Source organism: Ruegeria sp. BC1 (assembly GCF_056539305.1).
Genome location: NZ_JBQFUT010000003.1, coordinates 345,328 through 368,525 on the forward strand (window position 1 = coordinate 345,328; position 23,198 = coordinate 368,525).

Below are 23,198 nucleotides of genomic sequence, written 5' to 3' on the forward strand. Positions count from 1 at the left end.
CTCAGATTGCCCTTGACTTATTATGTAGCGACATAATAGCAATATGTAGAGATTTAACAAGGGGGCGATAGTGGGAACAGAAATCCTGACAGACCTTTCAGCGGCTACAATGACCGGCAGTGGCTATGGCTTGATTTCCGATGCTGCGATCGTAATTCAGGATGACTCTGTCGCCTGGGTCGGACCCCATTCGAATTTGCCAGCCGAGTACTCAGATTTCAGCCGCCGCGGCCTTGACGGCCGGCTTGTCACCCCGGGCCTGATCGATTGCCACACGCACATCGTGCATGGCGGAAACCGCGCCCGAGAATTCGAGATGCGTCTGGAAGGGGCCAGCTACGAAGAAGTTGCTCGCGCGGGCGGTGGGATAGTCTCAACCGTTTCCGCTACGCGAGAGGCATCAGAAGACACATTGCTCCAATCTGCGTTGACGCGCGCTGACGCGTTGATTGCTGAGGGCGTCACAACGATCGAGGTCAAGTCCGGTTACGGCTTGGACCGCGACACCGAACTCAAGATGCTACGCGTCGCCCGCGCTATCGAGGCTCACCGACCGGTGCGGGTGTTGACCAGCTTTCTTGGCGCCCATGCCGAACCGAAAGAGGTGGACGCCGACACCTATATCGACACAATCTGTCTGCCGACCCTGCAAGAGGCCCATGCCGAAGGTCTGGTCGATGCGGTGGATGGCTTTTGCGAAGGGATCGCCTTTTCGCCCGATCAAATCGCCCGTGTTTTCGATAAAGCTGTCGATTTGGGCCTACCGGTCAAGCTTCACGCCGAACAGCTGTCGAACATCGGCGGCACTGCCTTGGCCGCGCGATACGGGGCGCTTTCGGCGGATCATGTCGAATATGCCACCGAAACGGATGCCGAGGCACTAGCTGCGACTGGCACAGTTGCCGTCCTGCTGCCTGGGGCCTTTTATTCGATCCACGAAACGCAAGCCCCTCCGGTGGAAGCCTTCAGAAAGTGCGAAGTACCCATGGCTGTTGGAACAGACTGGAACCCCGGCTCATCGCCTCTGGGATCTTTGCTTCTGGCCATGAATATGTCCTGCACCCTGTTCGGCCTGACCCCAGCCGAGGCGTTGGCGGGCACCACACGCAACGCAGCCCGCGCGCTTGGCCTGTCCGACGTGGGCACAATCGCCCCAGGCCAACGCGCTGACCTTGCGGTCTGGAACGTCACCGATCCGGCCGAACTGTCTTATGGCATCGGCATAAACCCTCTATACTCACGGATCGTCGCCGGAAGGGAAGCCCCATGAGTTTCATCGAAACCCACCGTGGTGACAGCCCCATCGTTCTGGGTTTGCCGCACACCGGGACCGACCTGCCGGATGACATCGCCGCCGGACTGAACGAAACGGGTCGCGCCTTGGCAGACACCGACTGGCACATTGACCGGCTTTACGCGGATCTCGGCTCCGACCTGACACGGGTCAGAACAGCGATCCATCGCTATGCCATCGATGTGAACCGCGACCCGGGCGGCGTCAGCCTCTACCCCGGTCAGAATACAACTACTTTGTGCCCGCTGACCGACTTTGACGGCAACAAGATCTACCGCGAAGGTCACGAGCCGGATGCGGCCGAAATTACGCGACGCAAAATTGCTTATCACACGCCCTATCACGCGGCGCTCCGGGCAGAGCTTGAACGGGTGCGCGCGCTTCATGGCTTTGCGATATTGTTCGATTGCCACTCCATCCGTTCACAAATCCCGTTTCTATTTGACGGAACCCTGCCCGATTTCAACCTCGGCACCAATGACGGAACAAGCTGTGACCCTGAGCTGGAGCAAAACACAGCAGCGATCTGCGCGGCGGCCGAGGGATATTCCAGTGTCGTGAATGGTCGTTTCAAAGGTGGGTGGACGACCCGGCATTACGGGCAGCCTGCCACGGGTGTCCACGCCCTTCAGATGGAGCTTTCCCAAAGCACTTACCTGGCAAACGAAGCCCCACCCTGGACGTTTGATTCATCACGTGCGGAAAGGCTGCAACGCACTCTCGCAGAAATCCTAAACACCCTTAAAACCTGGAGGCCGACATGAACGACCCACGTAAGAACACCCGCGACATCTATCCGCCGACGGGCCCCGAACTGAATGCTAAAAGCTGGATGACAGAGGCCCCCCTGCGGATGTTGATGAACAACCTTCATCCTGACGTGGCCGAAAACCCGCATGAGCTGGTGGTTTATGGCGGCATTGGCCGCGCGGCTCGGACGTGGGAAGACTTCGACCGGATCGTCGCTGGCCTCAAAGACCTTGAGGAGGACGAAACGCTTGTCGTTCAGTCCGGCAAACCGATTGCGATCGTCAAAACCCACTCGGACGCGCCCCGCGTTCTGATTGCTAACAGCAATATTGTACCGCATTGGGCCAATTGGGATCACTTCAACGAGTTGGATCGTAAGGGTCTTGCGATGTACGGCCAGATGACTGCAGGGTCGTGGATTTACATCGGGTCGCAGGGCATCGTGCAGGGCACCTACGAGACCTTCGCCGAGGCCGGACGCCAGCATTATGACGGCGATCTGAAAGGCAAATGGATCCTAACCGGCGGCCTTGGCGGGATGGGTGGCGCGCAACCGCTGGCTGCTGTGATGGCAGGTGCCTGCTGTCTGGCTGTGGAATGCAACCCCGACAGCATCGATTTCCGTCTGCGTACCCGCTATGTCGATGAAAAGACAGATAGCCTTGACGAGGCGCTTGAGATGATCCGCCGCTGGACTGAGGCGGGCGAGGCCAAATCCGTTGCCCTACTTGCCAATGCTGCTGATGTCTATCCAGAGTTGGTCCGCCGCGGCGTCCGGCCCGATATCGTGACCGACCAGACATCGGCCCATGACCCGGTCAACGGCTATCTGCCGCAGGGCTGGTCGATGGCCGAGTGGCGCGAAAAGCGCGAAAGCGATCCGAAAGCCGTAGAAAAGGCCGCCCGGGCCTCGATGAAGGTGCAGGTCAAGGCGATGGTCGATTTCCACGCTATGGGTATCCCGACCGTGGATTACGGCAACAACATTCGCCAGATGGCCCTTGAGGAAGGGTTGGAAAACGCCTTTGATTTCCCGGGCTTTGTGCCGGCCTATATCCGCCCACTGTTCTGCCGGGGTATCGGACCGTTCCGCTGGGCTGCGCTGTCGGGCGACCCCGAGGATATCTACAAAACCGATCAGGCGATGAAGGAACTGTTCCCCGAGAACGAACATCTGCACAATTGGCTGGACATGGCTCAGGACCGGATCGAATTCCAGGGGCTGCCCGCCCGTATCGCCTGGATTGGTCTTGGGGATCGTCACCGTGCGGGTCTGAAATTCAACGAAATGGTCGCCAGCGGCGAGTTGAAAGCCCCCATCGTGATCGGCCGCGATCACCTCGACAGCGGCTCTGTCGCCTCACCCAACCGCGAGACAGAAGCGATGCAAGACGGCTCGGATGCGGTGAGTGACTGGCCGCTTCTGAACGCTTTGGTCAACACCGCGTCAGGCGCGACCTGGGTGTCGCTGCACCACGGCGGCGGCGTCGGCATGGGGTTCAGCCAGCACGCGGGCGTGGTAATCTGCGCCGACGGTACTCCCGAGGCCGCCAAACGGCTGGAACGTGTGTTGTGGAATGATCCGGCCTCGGGCGTTTGGCGCCATGCCGATGCCGGATACGACATCGCACTGGATTGCGCGCGTGAACACGGTCTGAGGTTGCCCGGAATATTGGGGAACTGACGCGAACCCATCGCCCAACGTGCATTGTTGGGCGATGGCGACATAACATCTGAGCTCATCAAGGAGGAGAAAGATCATGGATCGACGCAAGTTTCTGTCGGCTGGCGCAGTCGGCGCGGCGGCAACGGCGCTGGCAAGCCCGGCAATCGCACAAGACGTGCGCCAATGGAAGATGGTCACAGCTTGGCCGAAAAACCTGCCTGGGCCCGGTGTCGCAGCTCAAATGCTGGCGGACCGTATTACGACGCTTTCGGGCGGACGGATCGAGGTCAAGCTTTTTGCATCTGGTGAACTTGTGCCAGGACCGGGCGTTTTTGACGCCGTCAGCGAGGGCACGGCCGAATTATATCACGCGGTTCCGGCTTATTGGGGATCGAAATCCAAAGGCATACTGCTTTTCGGATCGCAACCCTTCGGTCTGCGCGCGGATGAACAATTTGGATGGTTGTACCACGGCGGCGGTCAGGAGCTTTATAATGAGATGTATGGTCGCTTTGGGATCCAGCCTTTCCTTTGCGGCAATTCCGGCCCGCAATGGGGTGGTTGGTTCCGCGACGAGATTAACTCGGTCGAAGATCTCAAAGGTATGAAGTTCCGCACCACCGGGCTCGCTTCGGAGATGAGCCGTAAGCTCGGTATGGCTGCAGAAGCTATGAGCGGTCCAGCCATGTTCCAGGCCCTTCAGACCGGCGCTCTCGACGCAGGAGAGTTCATCGGGCCCTGGACAGACAGCGCGCTCGGCTATCAGCAGGTTGCCAAGAACTACTACTGGCCCGGTGTCGGTGAACCTTCGTCAGCCGAGGAATGCGGTGTCAACGCAAGCGTCTTTGCCGAACTTCCCGAGGATTTGAAACAGGTTGTCCGATTTGCCTGCGAAAGCCTCTATAACCCGGTCTGGACCGAGTACACGACAAAACACGCGCTGGCACTCAAAAAGCTGGTCGACGAGGACGGCGTCCAGGTGCGCGTATTCCCGCAGGATGTCATTGACGCAATGGGCGCTGCATCCATCGAGGTCATTGAAGAACTTCGGGGCGACGAAGACGAGCTTGTTCAGCGCATCACCGAAAGCTTCATCGCCTACCGAGACAGTGTCGGCGGCTATATGACTTTTGCGGATAATGGGCAAATGAACGCCCGCGCGTCTGTAATGGGCTATTAAACCGATTGCGGCGCGGTCAAATTCCCCGCGCCGCTACACTTTCGAGCAGGGGGCTCTGATGCATCGCTTCGCTGACCTGGTTGACCAGATGAACACGCGCCTCGGCGCAGTGCTTAAGTGGTTTGCCCTTTTGATGGTTCTTATCCAGTTTGGTATCGTCATCGGGCGCTATGTGTTCGGGGTTAACTCAATTGTAGCGCAGGAAAGCGTACTCTATCTACACGCCACGCTTTTCATGCTGGCAGCGGGCTACACCCTCCTTGTCGACAAACATGTCCGGGTCGACATCTTCTATGCCGGTGTTAACCGCAGTATTCAGCGTCGCATCGATATATTTGGGCATTTGTTCCTGCTATTGCCGTCAATGGCTGCACTAGCTTGGTGGTCCTGGGCATCGGTGCGAAATTCATGGAAAATCCTCGAAGGCCCGATTTCTGTCGGCGGAATCGAGGCAGTTTTCCTACTCAAAACTTTAATCCCGCTTTTCTGCATCCTGATCGCATTGCAATCCATTGCCATCTTGATCCGATTGTTCGCGGAGGGTTCGGAATGAGCGCCAATCTCGATATCCTGATGTTCGCGGCGCTAGCCGTGGCGGTTTTGTCAGGTTTTCCGGTTGCATTCAGCATTGCAGGTGTCGCCGTTATCTTCGCCTATCTCGGCTGGATGCTAGGTGTCATGGATATCTCGCTTCTGGGTGCCTTCGGGCAACGCGTCTTCGGCCTAATCTCCAACCAGGTTCTGATTGCAATCCCGCTTTTCGTCCTGATGGGAGCGCTACTGGAAAAAAGCCGCATTGCAGAAGAGCTGCTGGATACGATGGGCAGGGCTTTCGGGCAATTGCGCGGTGGCCTTGGCATTTCGGTAGTGTTGGTTGGTGCCTTGCTGGCAGCGTCAACCGGAATTGTAGGCGCGACGGTCGTAGCGATGGGCATGATTGCCCTTCCAACGATGCTACGATCGGGGTACGACCCGCGCGTGGCATCCGGTATCGTCTGTACAGCGGGTACACTTGGCCAGATCATACCGCCCTCAACCCTTCTCATCATCCTTGCCGACGTGATGTCGAACGCCTACCAGCAAGCACAGTACGAGCAGGGCAAATTCTCAGTCGAAGCACTTTCGGTGGGTCAGTTCTTTGCCGCTGCACTCTTGCCCGGCTTGCTTTTGGTCGCGCTCTACCTGCTCTATATCCTCGTGCGAGGTTTCGCTCGCCCCCAGGACATGCCACCGGCGGACATCAGTTTCGCGCGTCCGGGCGTCCGTGAACTTCTAAGGGCCGTTGTGCCACCGGTTTTGCTGATTGTGACCGTACTGGGTTCAATCCTTTCGGGGATTGCGACGCCCACCGAAGCCGCAGGTGTCGGCGCCGTAGGCGCATTGCTCATGGCAGGCGCGAAGCTGGGTCGCTATCGAGGTGTAATCCTTGCAAGCGCAGGGGCGCTTATCGCCCTTGCAGTCGCTGCAGGCGTATTCCCGGTACGTTTCCAACGCAGCGATCTGGCCACCGGAGATATTGTTGCTGGCGTGTTCTACATCCTGTTTGCCCTAATTGGTGTCACAGGAATCGCTGCCGCCTTGCTCAACGTGATCCGTGAGAAAGTCGTCCAAGATGCCCTAACCTCGACTATGACAATGACCTCGATGATCTTCGCGACCATACTCGCGGCCAGTATGTTCTCACTGGTATTCATAGGGTTGGGCGGCGAAGAACGCGTGGCCCATTGGCTTCAAAGCCTCCCTGGCGGCGCAATCGGTGCGTTGATCGTGACCATGCTGATCGTTTTCCTTATGGGCTTTTTCCTCGACTTCGTGGAAATCTCGGTCATCGTCCTGCCCCTTGTCGTTCCAACGCTCATTTTGCTCGGTCATGACCCGATCTGGCTGGGTATTATTCTGGCGATCAATCTTCAAACATCGTTCTTGACGCCGCCCTTTGGCTTCTCGCTTTTCTATCTGCGCGGCGCTGCACCAAAAGAGGTTACAACTGGGCAAATCTATCAGGGCGTCGTACCGTTCATCTGCCTGCAAGCCATTGGGGTGCTCCTAATCTGGTTCATCCCTCAAATTGCAACGTGGTTGCCAGAAGTGATGTTCTAAGTCTCAGCTTCATTGGTTTTTTCAGTCAGGAACTCACGACAGAGGCAAGAGCGTTGTCCAAAAATTCGCCTTTCGAGTGTATGCCGCAACGGGTTGCAAAGGAACTTCCCACTCGGCACACGCCGATCATCGAAGCGCGGCTTGATCCTGTGTCAGGCAATGGCCTTTTTCCAGTGTGAGCGACTCATTGGCGTTACAGTTGGTTCCAACGAAAGACCGGCGCTGCCTGGAAAGTGAATTGGTTGCTTGGATGAGGTAACAATAAGTTTGGGTAAACATAGAATGTCATCATCGTGAATTGTATCGATTTGCTCGATCCGGAGACGGCTATCACACGGGCCATTGAATTCGAACGCTGCTTTATGGCCGTCGAGCACGCAACGCCCATATCAATATGTTCGCCGAGGGCAGTCGCTTGGCCCGGCAGAAGTTTAATCACTGTGGCCAAAGATCGCGCTGCGAGGCCCAGATTGGGCGTTACGAACACGTCAACCGATCATAGCTGCGCCGCCGAATGTTGGAGACCCAGACAAGCGAAAGCAAGATAGCTGTCAACGCCCTCAACCGCATGACCATCTCAGTCGTGCGACCTGTGAACGAGTCACCTAACGAGCCAAGAACAGGAGCAAAGGCGGCCCAAGCGCTATTCGTGCACTGCGGTCAAAATTTAATTTTCTTTGAGCGGCGCGACTGACGAGCGTTGGATCAAAGGGCATTCGACCTTTATCTGAGTTGACCTAAGATTGTGAGCACCCGTCAATTCAATAAGGCATTCAACGGCAATCGAGCCCATTTCAAAATGTGGCAGCTCGAGTGTGGTCAGTGGCGGACGAGTATTTTTTGCAACATTGCGATCATCGAACCCGACCACCGAGATCTCGTCGGGAATAGAGATCCCCCTTTCGCGTAGAGCCTCTAAACAACCCAGAGCCATGATATCATTAGCGCAGAAGATAGCATCAGGTGGATTATTGAGATCTAATAGGCAATTGGTCTGTTCATATCCTGATGACTGTTCCCAATTGCCTGAACGGACAAGTTCCAGATCATAAGGAATGTCATTAGAGGTCAAGGCCTGACGATAGCCTCGCAACCGGTCATGCGTGGCGTCAATCCCTGGCTGCCCATTGATAAACGCAATTCGCTTTCGACCGGCATCAATCAAATGCTGCGTGGCCGTACGACCGCCAAGTAGGTCGCCAGGCACGACGGAATACATTTGATGACTCTGCTCGTAACAGTTGAGAAGCACAGTCTTATGTTTTCTCAACTCTGGTATCGGTTTGACAGCACCCGTCAGAATGGTTCCGTAAATCAAACCAGCAAGTGGAAGAGCTTCAAAGTTCTTTACAATCTCTGCCTCAGCCTCCGGATTTCCATTCGACGTCGCTAGAAATACATTGTAGCCGAATTCCATCGCCTTCGACCGAGCGCCCTCAAATGCAAGGGCCATCCAAGGATCTGTTACTATTTCGTCAGCGATAAACCCAATCGCCAAAGCTCCGGTTTGTTGATCAGCCTTTTTCCGTCGAGGCAGCTCATACTGTAAGTCTTTCGCCGCTTGCCGAACTAACTCGCGTGTTTCGTCGCTGAGTTTGGCTCCGGGGCTACCATTGAGCACTAAAGAGACTGTAGCCTGGGACACTCCTGCATGTGAGGCTACGTCCATCATAGTCGTACGGCGCTTCCGTTGCGTTTTCCCGACTGTCGGCACGTTTAACTTTCCTTTCTGGATATGATCAGCAAAACCAACACTTCAGTCTGAGGTTCGCAGCCGACGCAGGCGGTCAAACCCCACTGCTACAATTATGAACACTCCAATGAACGTTCCTTGCCAGAAAGTCGAGATACCCAGCAGGATCAATGAATTGCGGATTACTTCAATGAGAAGTGCGCCAATGACGGCGCCCAGTGCAGTGCCTTCACCACCAGCGAGGTTAGCTCCTCCAATCACGGCCGCTGCAATCACGGTCAGTTCCATTGCCTGCCCCAGGTTTGTTGTGACGCTACCCAGCCATCCGGTCATCAGAATCCCCGCCAGACCGGCGGTGAAGGACGAAAACATATAGATCGTAATCTTCTGACTACGCACAGATATACCGGTCAGTCGCGCCGCCGTTTCATTGCCGCCGATCGCAAAGACATGCTGCCCCCAACGGGTCCATCGAAATACCAATGACATGATAATTGTTAGCGCGACAAGTACGTATAGCGGGTGTGGAAGGCCGAAAGTCGACCCGCCCCCTATCCACAAGAGCAGATCGTGGTCCGGTCCGAAATCCCAGATCATCTTGTTATTCGACAAAACCATGGCCAGTGAACGCGCTGCCGAAAGCATACCCAAAGTAACGACAAATGCGGGCATACCAAGATACGCGATCAGCACACCGTTGACGAACCCGACAAGCAGCGCAGTGGCGAGAGAAGCAACGGCTGCAACCAAGAAGCTTACGCCGTCGCCCATCAGAACCGAGATGACCATAGCCGAAAGAACTACGACTGAACCCACGGATAAGTCGATACCCCCAGAGGCGATCACTGTAGTCATGCCGATTGCGATAATTGCCACGAAAGCAAAGTTTCTCGCCACATTGAACAGGTTGCGCTCGGTCGCAAATGTTTCCGTCAACAAAGTCAGTGCGAGGCAAGCAGCAATAGCTGCCAACAGCACCCAAAAAACCTGGAGGCTCAAAAGCCGCGCAAGCGGTGTCCGATGCTGCGATTGGCTAATGGCATGAGTAATATTTGTCATGTCCGCCCCCTTTACGCGGTTTCGATCGCGCCAGTAATCAGGCTCGTAATTTCCTCCGGTGAGGTGTTCACTGCAAGCTTGTCTGCGACAAGCTCCCCCCGTCGCAGCACCGAAATCTTGTCACACACTGCAAAGACGTCAGGCATGCGGTGGCTTATCAAAATAACGGTTAGTCCCTGGTCACGTAGGCGTCGGATGAGGTCTAAAACCTCGGCCACCTGCCGAACAGAGATTGCTGCCGTCGGCTCGTCCATCAGAACGATCCGGGCGCTTGCCAACAACGTCCGGGCAATCGCGACAGCCTGCCGTTGCCCCCCAGACATACGGCGCACAAGATCGCGCGGGCGGGTTTCGGACTTGAGCTGGGCAAATATATTCGCTGACGTTTCCCGCATCCGTGGATAGTCAATGATGTTGATGGGGCCGACTCTCTTGACCGGTTCGCGCCCCAAGAAGACGTTCGACGCGGCCGTCATGTTATCGCAGAGGGCCAGGTCTTGATAAACGACTTCCACCCCCGAAAGCTGCGCGTCTATGGGTTTGTTAAAGAGAACATCTTTGCCATCGATTTGCATGGTTCCTTCAGTGGGTCGAAAGTTCCCTGCAATGATTTTTACCAAGGTGGATTTACCCGCTCCATTGTCTCCCATCAGGCCCAACACCTGTCCCGGCTCAACCTCGAAGGAAACGCCGCGAAGGGCTTGGATGGCACCGAATCTCTTGGTGATTCCCGTTAACTTAAGTCGAGCCATTACATATCCTCTCATGGCCTCCCAGTTTTGAGATAGTCCGAAATTTACCAATAATTTACAAGCCTTGACACATTACTAATATTAATTAATATTATTTATGTCGAGCGCAAGGGGAGGCTGGCGTGAAGCTTTTGATCACTGGAGCCACTGGCAAATTAGGTCAAAATTTTTTGCCGCAGCTGATGGCATCAGACCGTTTCCGTGAAACCGAAATGGTGACTATCTGCAACAATCGCTCGATCAACGAGTATTCGCGGGTTCGCGTGGTCAAAGGTTCAATTGCCGACCGCGATACCGTTGTTAATGCCATGGATGGCGTGACCCACGTTCTGCACATGGCTGCTGTTAAAGAAACGCCCGACCAAGCCATCGACGTGTCCATCAAGGGAATGTTCCTTCTTCTCGAGTCCTTCCGGGCCCAGCGCGATCCGCGGCAGTTTGTTTTAATCGGTGGTGATTGCTCTGTTGGGCATATCTTTCACAGTTACCCCTCACCGATCACCGAAACGGCGCCGCGCAAGGCCTATCCAGGCTGCTATGCGCTTACCAAGGTGGTCGAAGAAGTAATGCTAGAGCAATATCAGCTCCAATATGGGCTAAACGGGACCATCCTGCGGGCCCCCTGGATCATGGAAAAGGACGATTTTCGTTTTGCCATGCGATTTGGTCCAGACCAGTTTGGCGGGCCAGCTTGGTCGTCGCTGATCCCTCAGATCGACGTAGATAAACATACAAAAGACAATGCAGTTCCGCTGATGCTGGACCGAACCGGATCTCCGCTACTGCGGAACTTTGTTCATGTGGACGATCTGGTTTCGGCCATTCTGGCTGCTCTTGATACTCCCGCGGCCCAAAATGAGCTGTTTAATATCTCCATGAACCAGCCGGTGAATTACGCTGATGCCGCTTCCATCATTTCCCAGAACTACGGGCAGCCCGTCGCAAAAATAGAGACGAATTTTCATTCAAACTGGCTCGACAATACAAAGGCTCGGCTGCGCCTAAATTGGCAGCCAGAGACTAATCTTGAGGCCCTCATCGAGCGAGCATGGACCTATAAGCGAGGCGCTAATGATCCGCGCAAGGTCTGGTACCCCGGATAACTCTGATGCACCGGTACTAATCTCAAATGGGAGAACGAAAATGAAGGTTTCAAAGTCACTAATGGCAGCCTCTGCGCTGGCAGCGTTCAGCGCCATCGCGGTGCAAGCGCAAGAAAAGCAGACGCTCGCCATTGTCGTCAAAGGATTGGATAACCCGTTTTTCGAGCAGATAAACCTTGGTTGCCAACAATGGATGTCCGAGAACCCGAATAGTGAATATGAGTGCCTTTATACTGGCCCTGCTTCTTCGGCGGACGAGGCTGGAGCTGTGCAAATCGTGGATGACCTAATCACGCGCGGTGTGGCTGCTATCGCCATTTCGCCCTCGAATGCCCCAGCCATGGCCAATCGCCTGCGCCAGCTTGCCCCAGACATTCCGGTGATGACCGTCGATGCGGACCTTCTGGATGAAGACCGCGACCTTCGCAAAACATATCTGGGCACCGACAACTACCTGATGGGTGTTAAAATGGCGGAACAGGCCATGGCGCTGAAGCCCGAAGGTGGATCGGTCTGCCTTCAACTTGGCAACGTCGCGGCCGACAATATCAATGCTCGGGCGCAAGGCTTCCGCGACACCGCAGCCTCCGCGGAAGGAACCCAACGTCTTAACGGCCAAAACGGCTGGACTGAGATTGATGGCTGTCCGGTCTTTACCAACGATCAAGCGGATCTGGCCAACCAGCAGATGTCGGATGTATTTACCGCCAACCCAGATCTTGACGCGTTCATTTTGATTGGCGGTTGGGCGCAATTTGCGCCTCAAGCCTACACTCAAGTAACCGACCTGGTCATGGATCAGCTTGAAAGCAAGGAATTGATCATTATCGCTGGCGACGTTCTGCCGCCGCAAACTCAGGCATTCCGTGAAGGCCGGAGTCACGCTCAAGTGGGTCAGCGCCCGTTCGAGATGGGCCTGCGGGCACCTGACGTAATGATCCAACTGATCAATGGTGAAACGGTCGAGGATCCGGTCTACACGGGGCTCGACATTTGTAATGGCGAAGACGCCGGCTTCTGCGCCGACAATTGACCCCTAGCCCATCCCGCGCGGCCAGCTATTCGCGTGGATGTCCAAATATTCCAAGCAAGACCTCGCCATTGTTGCCGAAAGGGAAAATATGAAACATCTAAGTATCTCCATCGCCGCTGCTCTTGTCGCCAGCTTCGGGACAAGTGTCGTCGCCCAAGACAAGCCTGCAGTCGCCTTCGTCGTAAACGCGGCATCTGACTTCTGGAAGTTGGCCGAAGCTGGTGTGAATGCGGCCCAGGAAGAATTGCCGGATTATGAACTCCAATTCCGCTATCCTGCCCAAGGTACTGCGGCTTTGCAGAACGCCCTAATGGACGACCTCGTCGCCGCCGGAACCGACGCAATCATGATCTCTTCGGTGGACCCGAAAACCTCGATTGGTGCTTTCAACCGGATCGCCGGACAGGTGCCTCTTTTCACTACCGATAGTGATGCCCCTGACAGTGATCGGATCGCCTATCTCGGGTCCTCAAACACGGCAGCGGGAATTCAGGCCGGAGAGATCGCTGTCGCCGCTTTACCCGATGGAGCTACCTGCATGGGCTTTGTCGGATTCCTTGGCGCGGACAATGCGATCGAGCGGATCGCAGGTTTCCGTGAGGCTGTCGAGGGCTCGGGCATCGAGCTGGTGGACGTGCGCGGCGATGACGTGGATTTTGCTCGCGCCCGATCCAACGTCGATGACGTTCTGGCCGCTATGCCTGAGGTAGACTGCATGGTAGGCTTCTATTCCTACAACCCGCCGAAGATTTACGAAGCTCTGCAATCCGCGGGTCGATTGGGCGACGTCACTGTCATCGCATTCGACGAGGATCCGATCACACTGGGCGCAGTGCGCGAAGGCAGCTTTGCTGGAACCGTCGTTCAAGACCCCTTCCAGTGGGGTTACCAGGGCATGCACCTGATGGTGGACTATATAGAGGGCGACACGTCCGGTGTGCCGGAAGACGGGCTTATTATCGTACCGACAAAGGTGATTGATCAGTCCAACGTAGATGAATTTGAGGCTGAACTGCTTGATCGGATTGGCGGCTAGTGTTTCCTCCCTCCGCTAGTGTGGAGGCTGCGCGGCACCAATTCCCGCGCAGCCATTATTCTGCTCCGAAGGGCATCAATGAGACAAACAGTTCATGTCCGGAAATTACACAAGAGAAATCAAATTAACCCTCCGCGAAGTGAGTAAGGTCTATCCAGGCGTTATCGCTCTCGACTGTGTTTCCCTGAGCATCTCCGGCGGCGAAGTGGTAGGTTTAATTGGTGAAAATGGGGCGGGAAAATCAACACTGATGAAGATCCTTGGCGGGGCAATCGCACCCAACGAGGGGCAGATCGAGATCGATGAAACTCCCCATGACCGCCTAACCGCTGCAGAAGCTGCGCGCCACGGAATCGCTTTTGTCCATCAGGAGCTAAATCCATTCACCAATCTTGACGTGGCAGCCAATATCCTGATCGGTCGGGAAATCTCCACTGGTCCGTTGCGCACGCTTAACCGCGCTGCCATGTATCGAGAGGTGGTGCCCATTCTTGATCTTTTAGGTGCAAAGTTCAGTCCTGCGGATTCCGTGGCTAACTTATCCCTCGCTGAACAGCAGCTCCTGGAGATTGCCCGCGCGTTGTCGATGAACGCACGTCTGATCATTTTCGATGAACCCACATCCAGCCTAACACTCGCTGAAACCCAGCGACTTTTGGCCTTGGTCAGAGAGCTGAAACTGCGGGGTGTCGCCGTCCTCTTTATTAGCCACCGCTTGTCAGAGATCGAAGAGGTCGCCGACAGGGTGGTTGTCCTGCGGGACGGAAAGAACGCTGGCGAATTGAAGGTGGGCGAAATTAATAAGGACCAAATGGTTCGTATGATGATCGGCCGGGACATCAGCCAGTTCTACGAAAAAAACGACCACACTGCTCAGGCAGCCATTCTGGATCTGCATGATGCCGCGACCAATGCCTACCCGGATGTAAAGGTGAATCTGTCGCTCCATGCTGGTGAAATCCTCGGGCTTGCTGGACTAGTGGGCGCGGGCCGATCCGAATTGTCACGGGCAATCTTTGGCGTAGACACCTTCGCCAACGGGCGGGTCGTATTAAACGGTATGGTGTTGCCATCAGGTAATGTAGGCGCCGCGATTGCTGCGGGGCTTTGCCTGGTTCCCGAAGATCGCAAAGAGCAGGGACTCTTTCTGGATTTCTCCATCGCCCAAAACATCGCCATGCCGAATCTTGACGCGTTGTCGCACTTTGGCGTCGTCGACAGGCGCGCTGAAATGGTCCTGGCGGACAGCTCGCGCGATCGGCTCGCGATCAAGGCAAATTCGCTCGACCGCGCAGTTGCTGAGCTTTCGGGTGGCAACCAGCAAAAGGTGGTCTTGGCTAAATGGCTGGCTATGAAACCCAAGGTGATAATCTTTGACGAGCCGACTCGTGGGATCGACGTGGGTTCCAAGGCGGAAGTCTACCAACTGATGCAGGATTTGGCAGGCGAAGGTGTGGGAATTCTGATGATCTCCAGTGACATGGAAGAAGTTATCGGCGTCTCTGACCGGGTCGCCGTCATGGCGCAGGGCGAGATCACGGGCATACTCGGCGCCGATAGCCTAACCGAAGAAGCCATTCTGAAACTTGCGGTAAAGTAGAGGCGACACATGCAAAAAAAAGATATCGGGCTTGCCGTTCTTGTGCTGGTGGTGGGCGCCATTGTGGCGCTGATCAACCCTCGATTCTTGTCCCCGATCAACCTTGCCAATACCGCTAACCTCATCGGGCTCTTCGGAATGTTTTCGGTGGCGGTGGCCTTTGTCATCGTTACCGCCGGGATTGACCTGTCGGTCGGCTCAGTAATCGCGCTTTTGGGTGTTCTCTTTGTCGATATGATTGTTGTTCAGGACGTGCCATGGCCCATGGCCATATGTATTGTGCTGGTTCTAGGCGGGATCATCGGATTGATCCACGGTTGGCTGGTTACCAAGATGAATCTGCAGCCATTTGTAGTAACGTTATGCGGCCTGTTGATCTATCGCGGTATCGCCCGGTTCTACACCGGCGACGGCACGGCGGGATTCTCTTTTGGAGATGATTTCCCGGCGCTCGAGTGGCTTGTAGCCGGGCGGACCCATGGCGTGCCCCATTCGATAGTTGCCTTTTTCGCTATCGCTGCGATTGCCTGGTTTGTTTTGCACCGCACAGTCTTTGGTCGACACCTCTTTGCAGTCGGCAAAAACGCGGAAGCGGCGGAGTTTTCGGGTATCAATTCAAGCCGTGTCATCTTGATCGCATACATTATCTGTTCGGTTCTAACCGGTCTCTCTGCGGTATTTTTTGCCATGTACACAAGGTCGATCCACCCGGCAAGCCACGGTAATTTTTACGAACTTTACGGCATCGCAGCAGCGGTGCTAGGCGGGTTCTCCCTTCGCGGCGGGGAGGGATCTGTGGTGGGTGTAGTACTAGGAGTAGTACTATTGCAGGTGCTCCAAAACCTGGTGAACCTACTAGGCATTCCTTCATCGCTAAACTTCGCAGTTATGGGCAGCGTCATCTTGATTGGTGTGCTCGCCGATACCCAATTTTCTGAGTATCGCAAGAGGCGTCGCCTTGCGCTGGCAATGTCGACCTTGAAAGACGAGCAAGATCAGCGCGGTACGGTGTGATGGAGAGACGCTTGGTTCATGTCGCGTTTGTTGCGCGCAACTCGGCTGTCTGTCTGGCCGCACACATCTTGCGCAATTTCATATCTAGCAAGTCAGAACTTGCCGGGAAAATCTCTACATCGATTAACGCGAATATCCTAACCATTTGGGTCGCCGAAGGATTAACGACACTTTTTGGACAAATCCTCCTTAGCGATGGACAGTCTACATTCTTGCCCGTGACCCGCTCCACAGTTAAGCCGAGAGTTCAGCGTAGGTATCGGTGTGGCCGAGGTTCGAGCTACATAGGACCAGCTGGCGATCTCAGCATGCTAATCCACTGCCTAAAAGTGTGCCGTAGCACACGCCCTCCTCATAAAGCCGAAATTGTAAATGAATACATTCTAACGAAATTGGCCACATCGAGCCGCTGTAACGCAACCATAATAACCGGCAAGGTGCTACCGGCAAAATGAGCGAGGATGGGACGATAGGGAAGGCCGTGAAGGTGCTTGACAAGATTGCCGATCTTAGACGACCTGCCCGCATGGCGGATTTGATACCAGTTTGCGATTTACCGAAATCATCCCTTTACCGGTACCTGAAAAAACTGGCCAACCAAAACTTGCTGGATTATGACGAGCAAACCCAGAGCTACTCGATTGGCGTTCGAATGTTGGGCTATGCCCACGTCGCATGGCAGATTGGTTCTCTCGCGCCAATAGCGAGACCTACTGCGGAAGGATTAGCCAATGAACTGTCATTGACTGTTCACGTTGCGCAACTTGATTCCGGTTTCGTACTTTATGTTGACAAAATCGCGCGAAACGATCCGCTTGATACTATTTCCGGTATCGGGAAAATCGCGCCTGCATATTGTACCGGCATAGGAAAAGCGATGATGGCTTTTCAAGACGACGAAGCTATCGATAAGCTTCTTTCGCTTCAATCATATCATCCGCATACGGACAACACCGTCCGGAACCAAGTGCAACTGCAAAAACAACTAAAAGAGATACGAGAAGCAGGAGTTGCGTTCGATGACGAAGAGTACGAACTGGGGGTTGTCTGTATTGCTGCGCCGATTTTGGGGCAGTCAGGTAAGGTCCTCGGCGGCATCTCTTTGACAGACAGACGCCGCTCTGCGGGTGTTTCGATGCTTGGAAAGCATGCATCCACGCTTTGGAACGCAGCGGACAAAATAGCAACTGACTTCGCGGCGTGGAGGTTTCCTGAGCACACCTGATGCGTTCGTCCAGGTTCGATTCCACTTCGATCCAGAATATTTCATGGCCATCACTAGAACCATCTACAAAGCGATGGGTATCACGATGGAAAACTTGGCGGCAGCCGACCACGCCTACGCACGAAGGTGGCTCACCATCACTCCGTGACGGTCTTCTGAAATACCGACGAAAACACTCGGTACACCCAACAATTAGGAGGTAAAAGATGACGGGTACAGTATGATGACCCCTTGAATATAGAAGGAACGTTTCGAACCTCCGATACATGAAGCTGTCAGGCTCGCCATAAGTGTTCGGAGCAGTTTTATTTCATTTCGAGCTGGGGTTATCCTTTTCAAATGGCAATATTGGTCGATGGATCTACTGAGGGCAGCGCATTGTATAACTTAGAATTTCTTCTCACTCTTGCTGGCTTCGGCTTGATTCACCTGCTGGCCGTTATCAGCCCAGGACCAAGCCTCATTGTCGTTACTCAAACATCGATATCATCTTCCAGGAAAGCCGGTATCTTGAATGCGCTTGGTTTCGGTGTTGGGTCGATCTTATGGGCAGTAGCTGCAATCTTCGGGCTCAATATCCTGTTTACCACCGTTCCCTGGATCTATCTGTTCGTTAAATTCGCTGGAGCTCCGTATCTGATCTATCTGGGGTTTAAGCTGCTAAAGAGCACAGGTATGAAAGCCATTGACAAGAATGATGCCTCCGAGAAGTCTACGGCTATCGGTGCGTTCCTTAAGGGCTTGTTGATTCAGCTTTCCAACCCAAAGGTCGTGATTTTCATGGGGTCGATCCTGACGACCTTACTCCCGCGTGACCCTGCACCTGAACTGCTGTTCTGGGTTGTCGTAGTGATCTTTCTAAACGAGTTTGTTTGGTACAGCTTGGTCGCTTCGGTGTTTTCCGTTGAACGCCTGCGGAACGGTTACGCAAAAGCGTCCAAAATGGTTGATCGCGCGGCCGGTATTTTTCTTGGCGGGCTCGGGATTAGAATACTGTCGCAGTAGATCAGTGCTCGCAGCAGGTTGCGCGACCATATCCTTTAGAATTGGAAATCCGCCATTGGTGGCAACCACAGCCTCTGAAAAAAATGGAACCTCTGCTGGCCTTAGCCACAGCGTAAATGAATGGCCGCTGTCTTGGTTGGGTCAGGAAGCAATGACCCTCCACAGCAACCCGACACAGGGGGGCCGGAATGATGAAAGCAGAGTCCCTGTCAGCCAATTGAAAGTCTTCTCATGGTTTCCTTCAAAGGTGTGCTTTTTTAAAGAACATTACCCTATTCGCAGTGTGCTTCTATGTTCGCTATGGTGTATGGTACCTCAATCTCGAAGCGAGCGAGGCGTATTGGTCGATCACACGACGTTAGACCGATGGGGCATGCGGTATTTTCGTGTGAGCCTCACCAAACTAAACTGGTCCACTGTTATGTTAAAGAAGCGGAGGACATTGGTCGGATGCTGAGCGAACGTCTCTCCCGGCTTCTCATCGCAAGCTACAAAATCCAAGCGGAAGCCCGATGCTTTGACCACTAAGGATGCGGCTGAGCGCTATGCACGGGTGAAGGGGTTCAAAGCATCGAAAGCCCCAATTACGATTTGAAACAGCTTGGAAATTCCGTGCCAGAATTGCGCCTTGCGGTAAACATATCCCGGGCAATGAACCATGCTGCTGAACCGTTTCAAAGCCAGAAGCCGTGGAACAAACAGGGAGAACCGAAAATCACGAATGAGGCATTTGCAGAAGCCGAATCCGGGTGACAGGGCTGAGAGAGACAGCCCGAACGGAGATAACGGGATTGTCTGCGATTTCCAAGTGACCCGCGCTTCGTCCACTTATGGGACTATTGCGTTGTAGCCATTGATGTCGGATGTTTCAGGCAACAACAGCCCAGGCTAGGTGGCGTTTAATGAAGAGAATGCGATTGGATATTCGCGATTGGGAGGCATTCACAACGCTGATCAGATTGCGCCATTTTGGCCGTGCCGCAGAAGAGCTTGGCATCACCCAATCTGCCATGTCCCAGAGGATCTCCAAGCTCGAAGCTGATCTTCAGTTCAAGCTGTTTGTCCGATCCAATCAAGGTGTCGAGGCAACTCCCGAAGGTATCGCAATTGTGCCAGAAGCCCAGTCACTAATCGCGGCCAAACGCAACATTCTGGAAACTGCCGCCTATCTTCACGAAAACACAGCGCGACCCATTCGGCTGCTATTGTCTAACGCCGTCATCCATTCAGCCGTACTTCCAAAGCTGCGGCAAGCACTGGAGAACAAATTTCAAAGCCATTTTTACGTTGATGTTGAGGCTGCGGATGAAATTGAACCGCGTTTGCAGAGTGCAGAACACGATCTGGCGATCACAACACTACCAATCGCGCGGGATGGGTTCGAAGAAAGGGTATTGGCTGAATTGCCCATGGCTGTTGCCGTGCCCGAAAACCTGGATGAGCGGTCAATTTCCATAGAAGCCCTGTGCCAACAGCCGCTCCTCACAATGTCCCGGGATACCGAGCCACATCTTTATGACAAGCTGATCACCGAAGCCACGCGCGCTCGTCAGAGCCTTCAGATTGGTCAGCCGGTTGTTTCATTCCCGTCAATCCTAGCCATGGTATCCATGGGAAAAGGGTGGGGTATTGTCCCCCTCGCGATGGCTGGGGCGGTGCCAATCGGCATCAAAGTTCTACCACTGGACATGGCTTTCGCACCTACAATCCGCGTTCTCGCGGTTTGGGCATCGGATAACAAGAGAGCCAGCCAGACTGCTGAAACTTTACTGAAATGCAGGCCGTTTGATTGATTAGCGGTACTAATTCATTCAACTGTCTAATTCATTGGTGTTTCTTTAACCCTGCAATCATATTTGGCGCATGCCACGCAAAAGCACACTCGATGTCATCGCCATAGGTTCAATGCTTCTGCTCTGTGCCGTCTGGGGGTTTCAGCAGGTTGCGATCAAAACCACAATTTCAGAGATACCGCCGATTTGGCAGTCAGGGCTAAGGTCTCTGGCTGCCACAGTCCTGATCGGATGTTGGATTGTGGTTGGACGGATCTCTTGGACCAGTGGCCTTTCCTGTCCCGGTCTAGTTGCTGGGTTCTTTTTTGCTGTGGAATTTGGCCTGCTCTATTTTGCCTTGCGATACACGGATGCCGCCCGCGCATCTTTGTTGTTGTATACTGCGCCTTTCGTGGTGGCGATTGGGGCTCACTTTCTGATCCCGGGGGAAGGACTTTCGATCGCTGGTTGGTTGGGCGTCGCAATGGCTTTTTTAGGAACAGCTGTTGTTCTGCAGGCGTCATATGATTTGGATACCAAAAGGTTGACAGGTGACTTGTGTGCTTTTGGCGCGGGTATCGCCTGGGGGCTCACGACGCTGGTGATACGAACAACCGGCCTTTCCGGTGCACCTCCTTCGCAAACTCTCTTCTACCAGCTCGCGGTATCAGGCATATTGCTCTGCTTTGTTGCCTGGACTTTCGAAGGAGCTGTCGCGCGCCCACAGTCTTTTTTGGTCTGGTCGTCCATGGTTTACCAGATCGTGTTTGTAGCAACCCTGTCTCTTTTAGGTTGGTTTGCTTTGGTTGCCCGATATTCAGCAACAAAACTTTCGGTGTTTACCTTTATGACACCACTTTTTGGCGCCCTGTCAGGGATCATCTTTCTGGATGAGAAAATCGACACTTATCACATAACAGCGCTGGGTTTGACGATGACCGGCATTGTCGTTGTCAACCTATATGGCAGCCGCGATCTACAAGGAGGTTTGGATGTTAAAGACGATTGAAATCAACCCAAAAGCAAATGGATTAGATACCTGGACAACGATTTACCGCGAAAGGGTAAAACTGACCCTGAGCTCGGATGCCGAAAATGCCATTATTGCGGCCCATAACGTTGTATCCAATATCGTAGCGGGTCGTGGCGCGGCTTACGGCATTAACACGGGCTTTGGACGGCTGGCCAGTTCAGTGATTTCAGATGATGCCCTTGATGAACTCCAACGCAATGTTGTGGTCACACATGCCATAGGATCAGGAACACCTCTGTCTGCCTCCGAGACCCGTCTGGTGATGGCCATGAAGATTGCGTCGTTTGCGCAAGGGCATTCTGGTGTTCGTCTCGAACTGGTGAACTTCATGATTGAAATGTTCAATCGGAACCTGTTGCCAGTCATCCCCTCCCAGGGCTCGGTCGGGGCCTCGGGCGATTTGACGCCGCTTGCACATATCGCGGCGGCGATTATCGGCGAAGGCAAAGTCAATGTATCAGGCCAGGTTTTTTCAGCGGCAGAAGCGTTAACTGCGGTTGGGCTGCAGCCGCTGGACCTGGATCCTAAAGAGGGGCTGGCCCTGCTGAATGGGACACAAGTATCGACAGCCTTGGCTTTGACCGGTGCGATTGAAGCACGTCAGGCGCTCGACAGCGCGGTTGCTATTGGCGCGTTGACGACAGAAGCGGTTTTGGGCTCTGTTGCACCGTTTCAGGACCGTATTCATCAGATACGCCGCCAACCGGGTCAGATAGAAGTCGCGCGACGGTTGCGCGCGCTGACCAAGGGAAGTGAGTTCCGCGATAAGGCGCTGACCGATGGGCGTGTTCAGGATCCATACTGCATCCGCTGCCAACCACAGGTCTATGGCGCCTGCCTCGACCTTTTGAATTTCGTTGACGCCACATTGGAGCGCGAAGCGGACGCAGTCACCGACAATCCAATTGTCTTTCCTGAAACAAACGAGATTGTCTCGGGTGGGAATTTTCATGCGGAACCCGTGGCGTTCGCAGCGGACCAAACCGCGCTGGCAATCTGTGAATTGGGGTCGTTGTCAGAACGGCGGTTGGCCATGATGACTGATGCCAGCCTATCGGGGCTCCCGCCGTTTCTGACCGATGATCCTGGTGTCAATTCGGGCTTTATGAGTGGTCAGATCGCCGCCGCTGCCATGGTTGCCGAAAACCGGCAAAAGGCCTATCCAGCGTCTGTGGACAGTGTCCCGACAGTGGCGAATTATGAAGATCACGTTTCGATGGCAACCCATGGCGCGCGACGCTTGAACGCGATGGTTGAAACGCTGAACAACATCCTGGCAACCGAACTTCTTGCTTCAGTTGAAGGGTGTGACCACCGGGGGTTGGAGCTTTCTCCACCGTTGCGTGAAGTCAAGACCCTCGTTCGAAGCCAAGTCGACCGCATGAACGCCGACTACGCTTTTGGTCCAGCCTACGAGGCGGCGCGCATGATAGTCAAATCGGGTAAGGTCGCAGAAATAGCGCGTGGAGCATTGCAATAGCCTCATATGGGTGTGGCGTGTGCCACGCCCGCAATTCTCATCGATGTAAAATGACTTGGTCTTTCTCTGCTGGCTTCCTCTACTGGATGATGTCTTTTCGATACGTCGAATTTTTGGTACCCGATTGCCTTTTCAATCTGTTGTGGTGGCCAAGTGCAGATCTGACGGATTGTTGGTAGAAATCTTTAAATTGGCTGAATCATTGAGCCCGCGATCACTGAGATTCTATACAGTTGTGAAATAGTAGGGTGGGTACAAAAAGCTCAGAGACCTAGCCGTCAAGCGCACGATTGGCTTTCGGTGGACAACTAAGACGCCCGTAGAAGAGCTTGGTCAGGTGATCTCATTTGCCGGGCAGCTTGACTGGAAATGCAAACTCCATCTGTCGCAGTTTGAGGTGGAT

19 protein-coding genes are annotated in these 23,198 nt (G+C 54.3%); 16 read left to right on the forward strand and 3 right to left on the reverse strand.

The genetic code is table 11. The features are described from left to right. Positions 1 to 109 precede the first annotated feature (109 nt). From hutI to ACR0IY_RS09780, 6 genes are all read left to right on the forward strand, one after another. Entirely contained in the window at positions 110 to 1,270 is a 1,161-nt protein-coding gene (gene hutI / locus ACR0IY_RS09755) for an imidazolonepropionase (protein ID WP_480672789.1), read from the forward strand. Continuing rightward, positions 1,267 to 2,058: an N-formylglutamate deformylase gene (gene hutG, locus ACR0IY_RS09760; RefSeq protein ID WP_480672672.1), complete on the forward strand. Its 792-nt coding sequence runs from the start codon at positions 1,267 to 1,269 to the stop codon at positions 2,056 to 2,058. Before hutI ends, hutG begins: the two co-directional genes overlap by 4 nt. After that, positions 2,055 to 3,728 (forward strand): urocanate hydratase, encoded by a 1,674-nt coding sequence (hutU, locus tag ACR0IY_RS09765; RefSeq protein ID WP_480672674.1) that lies wholly within the window; start codon positions 2,055 to 2,057, stop codon positions 3,726 to 3,728. Before hutG ends, hutU begins: the two co-directional genes overlap by 4 nt. A 76-nt stretch (positions 3,729 to 3,804) precedes the next feature. Continuing rightward, a complete protein-coding gene (locus tag ACR0IY_RS09770) occupies positions 3,805 to 4,890 on the forward strand; it encodes a TRAP transporter substrate-binding protein (RefSeq protein ID WP_480672676.1) in 1,086 nt (361 codons plus the stop codon). A gap of 58 nt (positions 4,891 to 4,948) precedes the next feature. Then, complete coding sequence (locus ACR0IY_RS09775; RefSeq protein ID WP_480672678.1) at positions 4,949 to 5,443, forward strand: TRAP transporter small permease subunit; 495 nt, start codon at positions 4,949 to 4,951, stop codon at positions 5,441 to 5,443. Continuing rightward, on the forward strand, positions 5,440 to 6,990 hold the full coding sequence (locus tag ACR0IY_RS09780) for a TRAP transporter large permease (RefSeq protein ID WP_480672680.1): 1,551 nt from the start codon (positions 5,440 to 5,442) through the stop codon (positions 6,988 to 6,990). The genes ACR0IY_RS09775 and ACR0IY_RS09780 overlap by 4 nt, the downstream gene beginning before the upstream one ends. Positions 6,991 to 7,657: 667 nt before the next feature. On the opposite strand, the gene ACR0IY_RS09785 is transcribed toward ACR0IY_RS09780, so the two are convergent. The 3 genes from ACR0IY_RS09785 to ACR0IY_RS09795 all read right to left on the reverse strand — a co-directional run bounded on the left by ACR0IY_RS09785 (position 7,658) and on the right by ACR0IY_RS09795 (position 10,509). Beyond that, positions 7,658 to 8,662 (reverse strand): LacI family DNA-binding transcriptional regulator, encoded by a 1,005-nt coding sequence (locus ACR0IY_RS09785; protein WP_480672682.1) that lies wholly within the window; start codon positions 8,660 to 8,662, stop codon positions 7,658 to 7,660. An 84-nt stretch (positions 8,663 to 8,746) separates the two neighbouring features. Further along, positions 8,747 to 9,742 (reverse strand): ABC transporter permease, encoded by a 996-nt coding sequence (locus ACR0IY_RS09790; protein WP_480672684.1) that lies wholly within the window; start codon positions 9,740 to 9,742, stop codon positions 8,747 to 8,749. Between the two features lie 11 nt (positions 9,743 to 9,753). Then, positions 9,754 to 10,509 (reverse strand): ATP-binding cassette domain-containing protein, encoded by a 756-nt coding sequence (locus ACR0IY_RS09795; RefSeq protein ID WP_480672686.1) that lies wholly within the window; start codon positions 10,507 to 10,509, stop codon positions 9,754 to 9,756. Positions 10,510 to 10,616: 107 nt separating this feature from the next. Here ACR0IY_RS09795 and ACR0IY_RS09800 point away from each other — a divergent pair, with 107 nt between their 5' ends. From ACR0IY_RS09800 to hutH, 10 genes are all read left to right on the forward strand, one after another. Beyond that, positions 10,617 to 11,597: an NAD-dependent epimerase/dehydratase family protein gene (locus ACR0IY_RS09800; protein WP_480672688.1), complete on the forward strand. Its 981-nt coding sequence runs from the start codon at positions 10,617 to 10,619 to the stop codon at positions 11,595 to 11,597. Between the two features lie 40 nt (positions 11,598 to 11,637). Further along, positions 11,638 to 12,630: a substrate-binding domain-containing protein gene (locus tag ACR0IY_RS09805; protein WP_480672690.1), complete on the forward strand. Its 993-nt coding sequence runs from the start codon at positions 11,638 to 11,640 to the stop codon at positions 12,628 to 12,630. Between the two features lie 88 nt (positions 12,631 to 12,718). Continuing rightward, positions 12,719 to 13,666: a sugar-binding protein gene (locus tag ACR0IY_RS09810; protein ID WP_480672692.1), complete on the forward strand. Its 948-nt coding sequence runs from the start codon at positions 12,719 to 12,721 to the stop codon at positions 13,664 to 13,666. Positions 13,667 to 13,760: 94 nt separating this feature from the next. Next, positions 13,761 to 15,266: a sugar ABC transporter ATP-binding protein gene (locus tag ACR0IY_RS09815; protein ID WP_480672694.1), complete on the forward strand. Its 1,506-nt coding sequence runs from the start codon at positions 13,761 to 13,763 to the stop codon at positions 15,264 to 15,266. Between the two features lie 9 nt (positions 15,267 to 15,275). Further along, positions 15,276 to 16,280 carry an ABC transporter permease gene (locus ACR0IY_RS09820; RefSeq protein WP_480672696.1) on the forward strand — a complete coding sequence of 335 codons (1,005 nt, stop codon included), beginning with the start codon at positions 15,276 to 15,278 and terminating at the stop codon, positions 16,278 to 16,280. 451 nt (positions 16,281 to 16,731) lie between these two features. Continuing rightward, entirely contained in the window at positions 16,732 to 17,505 is a 774-nt protein-coding gene (locus tag ACR0IY_RS09825) for an IclR family transcriptional regulator (RefSeq protein ID WP_480672698.1), read from the forward strand. A 339-nt stretch (positions 17,506 to 17,844) separates the two neighbouring features. After that, positions 17,845 to 18,510 carry a LysE family translocator gene (locus tag ACR0IY_RS09830; RefSeq protein ID WP_480672700.1) on the forward strand — a complete coding sequence of 222 codons (666 nt, stop codon included), beginning with the start codon at positions 17,845 to 17,847 and terminating at the stop codon, positions 18,508 to 18,510. Between the two features lie 902 nt (positions 18,511 to 19,412). Next, on the forward strand, positions 19,413 to 20,303 hold the full coding sequence (locus ACR0IY_RS09835) for a LysR family transcriptional regulator (protein ID WP_480672702.1): 891 nt from the start codon (positions 19,413 to 19,415) through the stop codon (positions 20,301 to 20,303). A gap of 70 nt (positions 20,304 to 20,373) precedes the next feature. Beyond that, a complete protein-coding gene (locus ACR0IY_RS09840) occupies positions 20,374 to 21,291 on the forward strand; it encodes a DMT family transporter (protein ID WP_480672704.1) in 918 nt (305 codons plus the stop codon). After that, complete coding sequence (gene hutH, locus ACR0IY_RS09845) at positions 21,275 to 22,795, forward strand: histidine ammonia-lyase (RefSeq protein WP_480672706.1); 1,521 nt, start codon at positions 21,275 to 21,277, stop codon at positions 22,793 to 22,795. Before ACR0IY_RS09840 ends, hutH begins: the two co-directional genes overlap by 17 nt. Positions 22,796 to 23,198 lie beyond the last annotated feature (403 nt).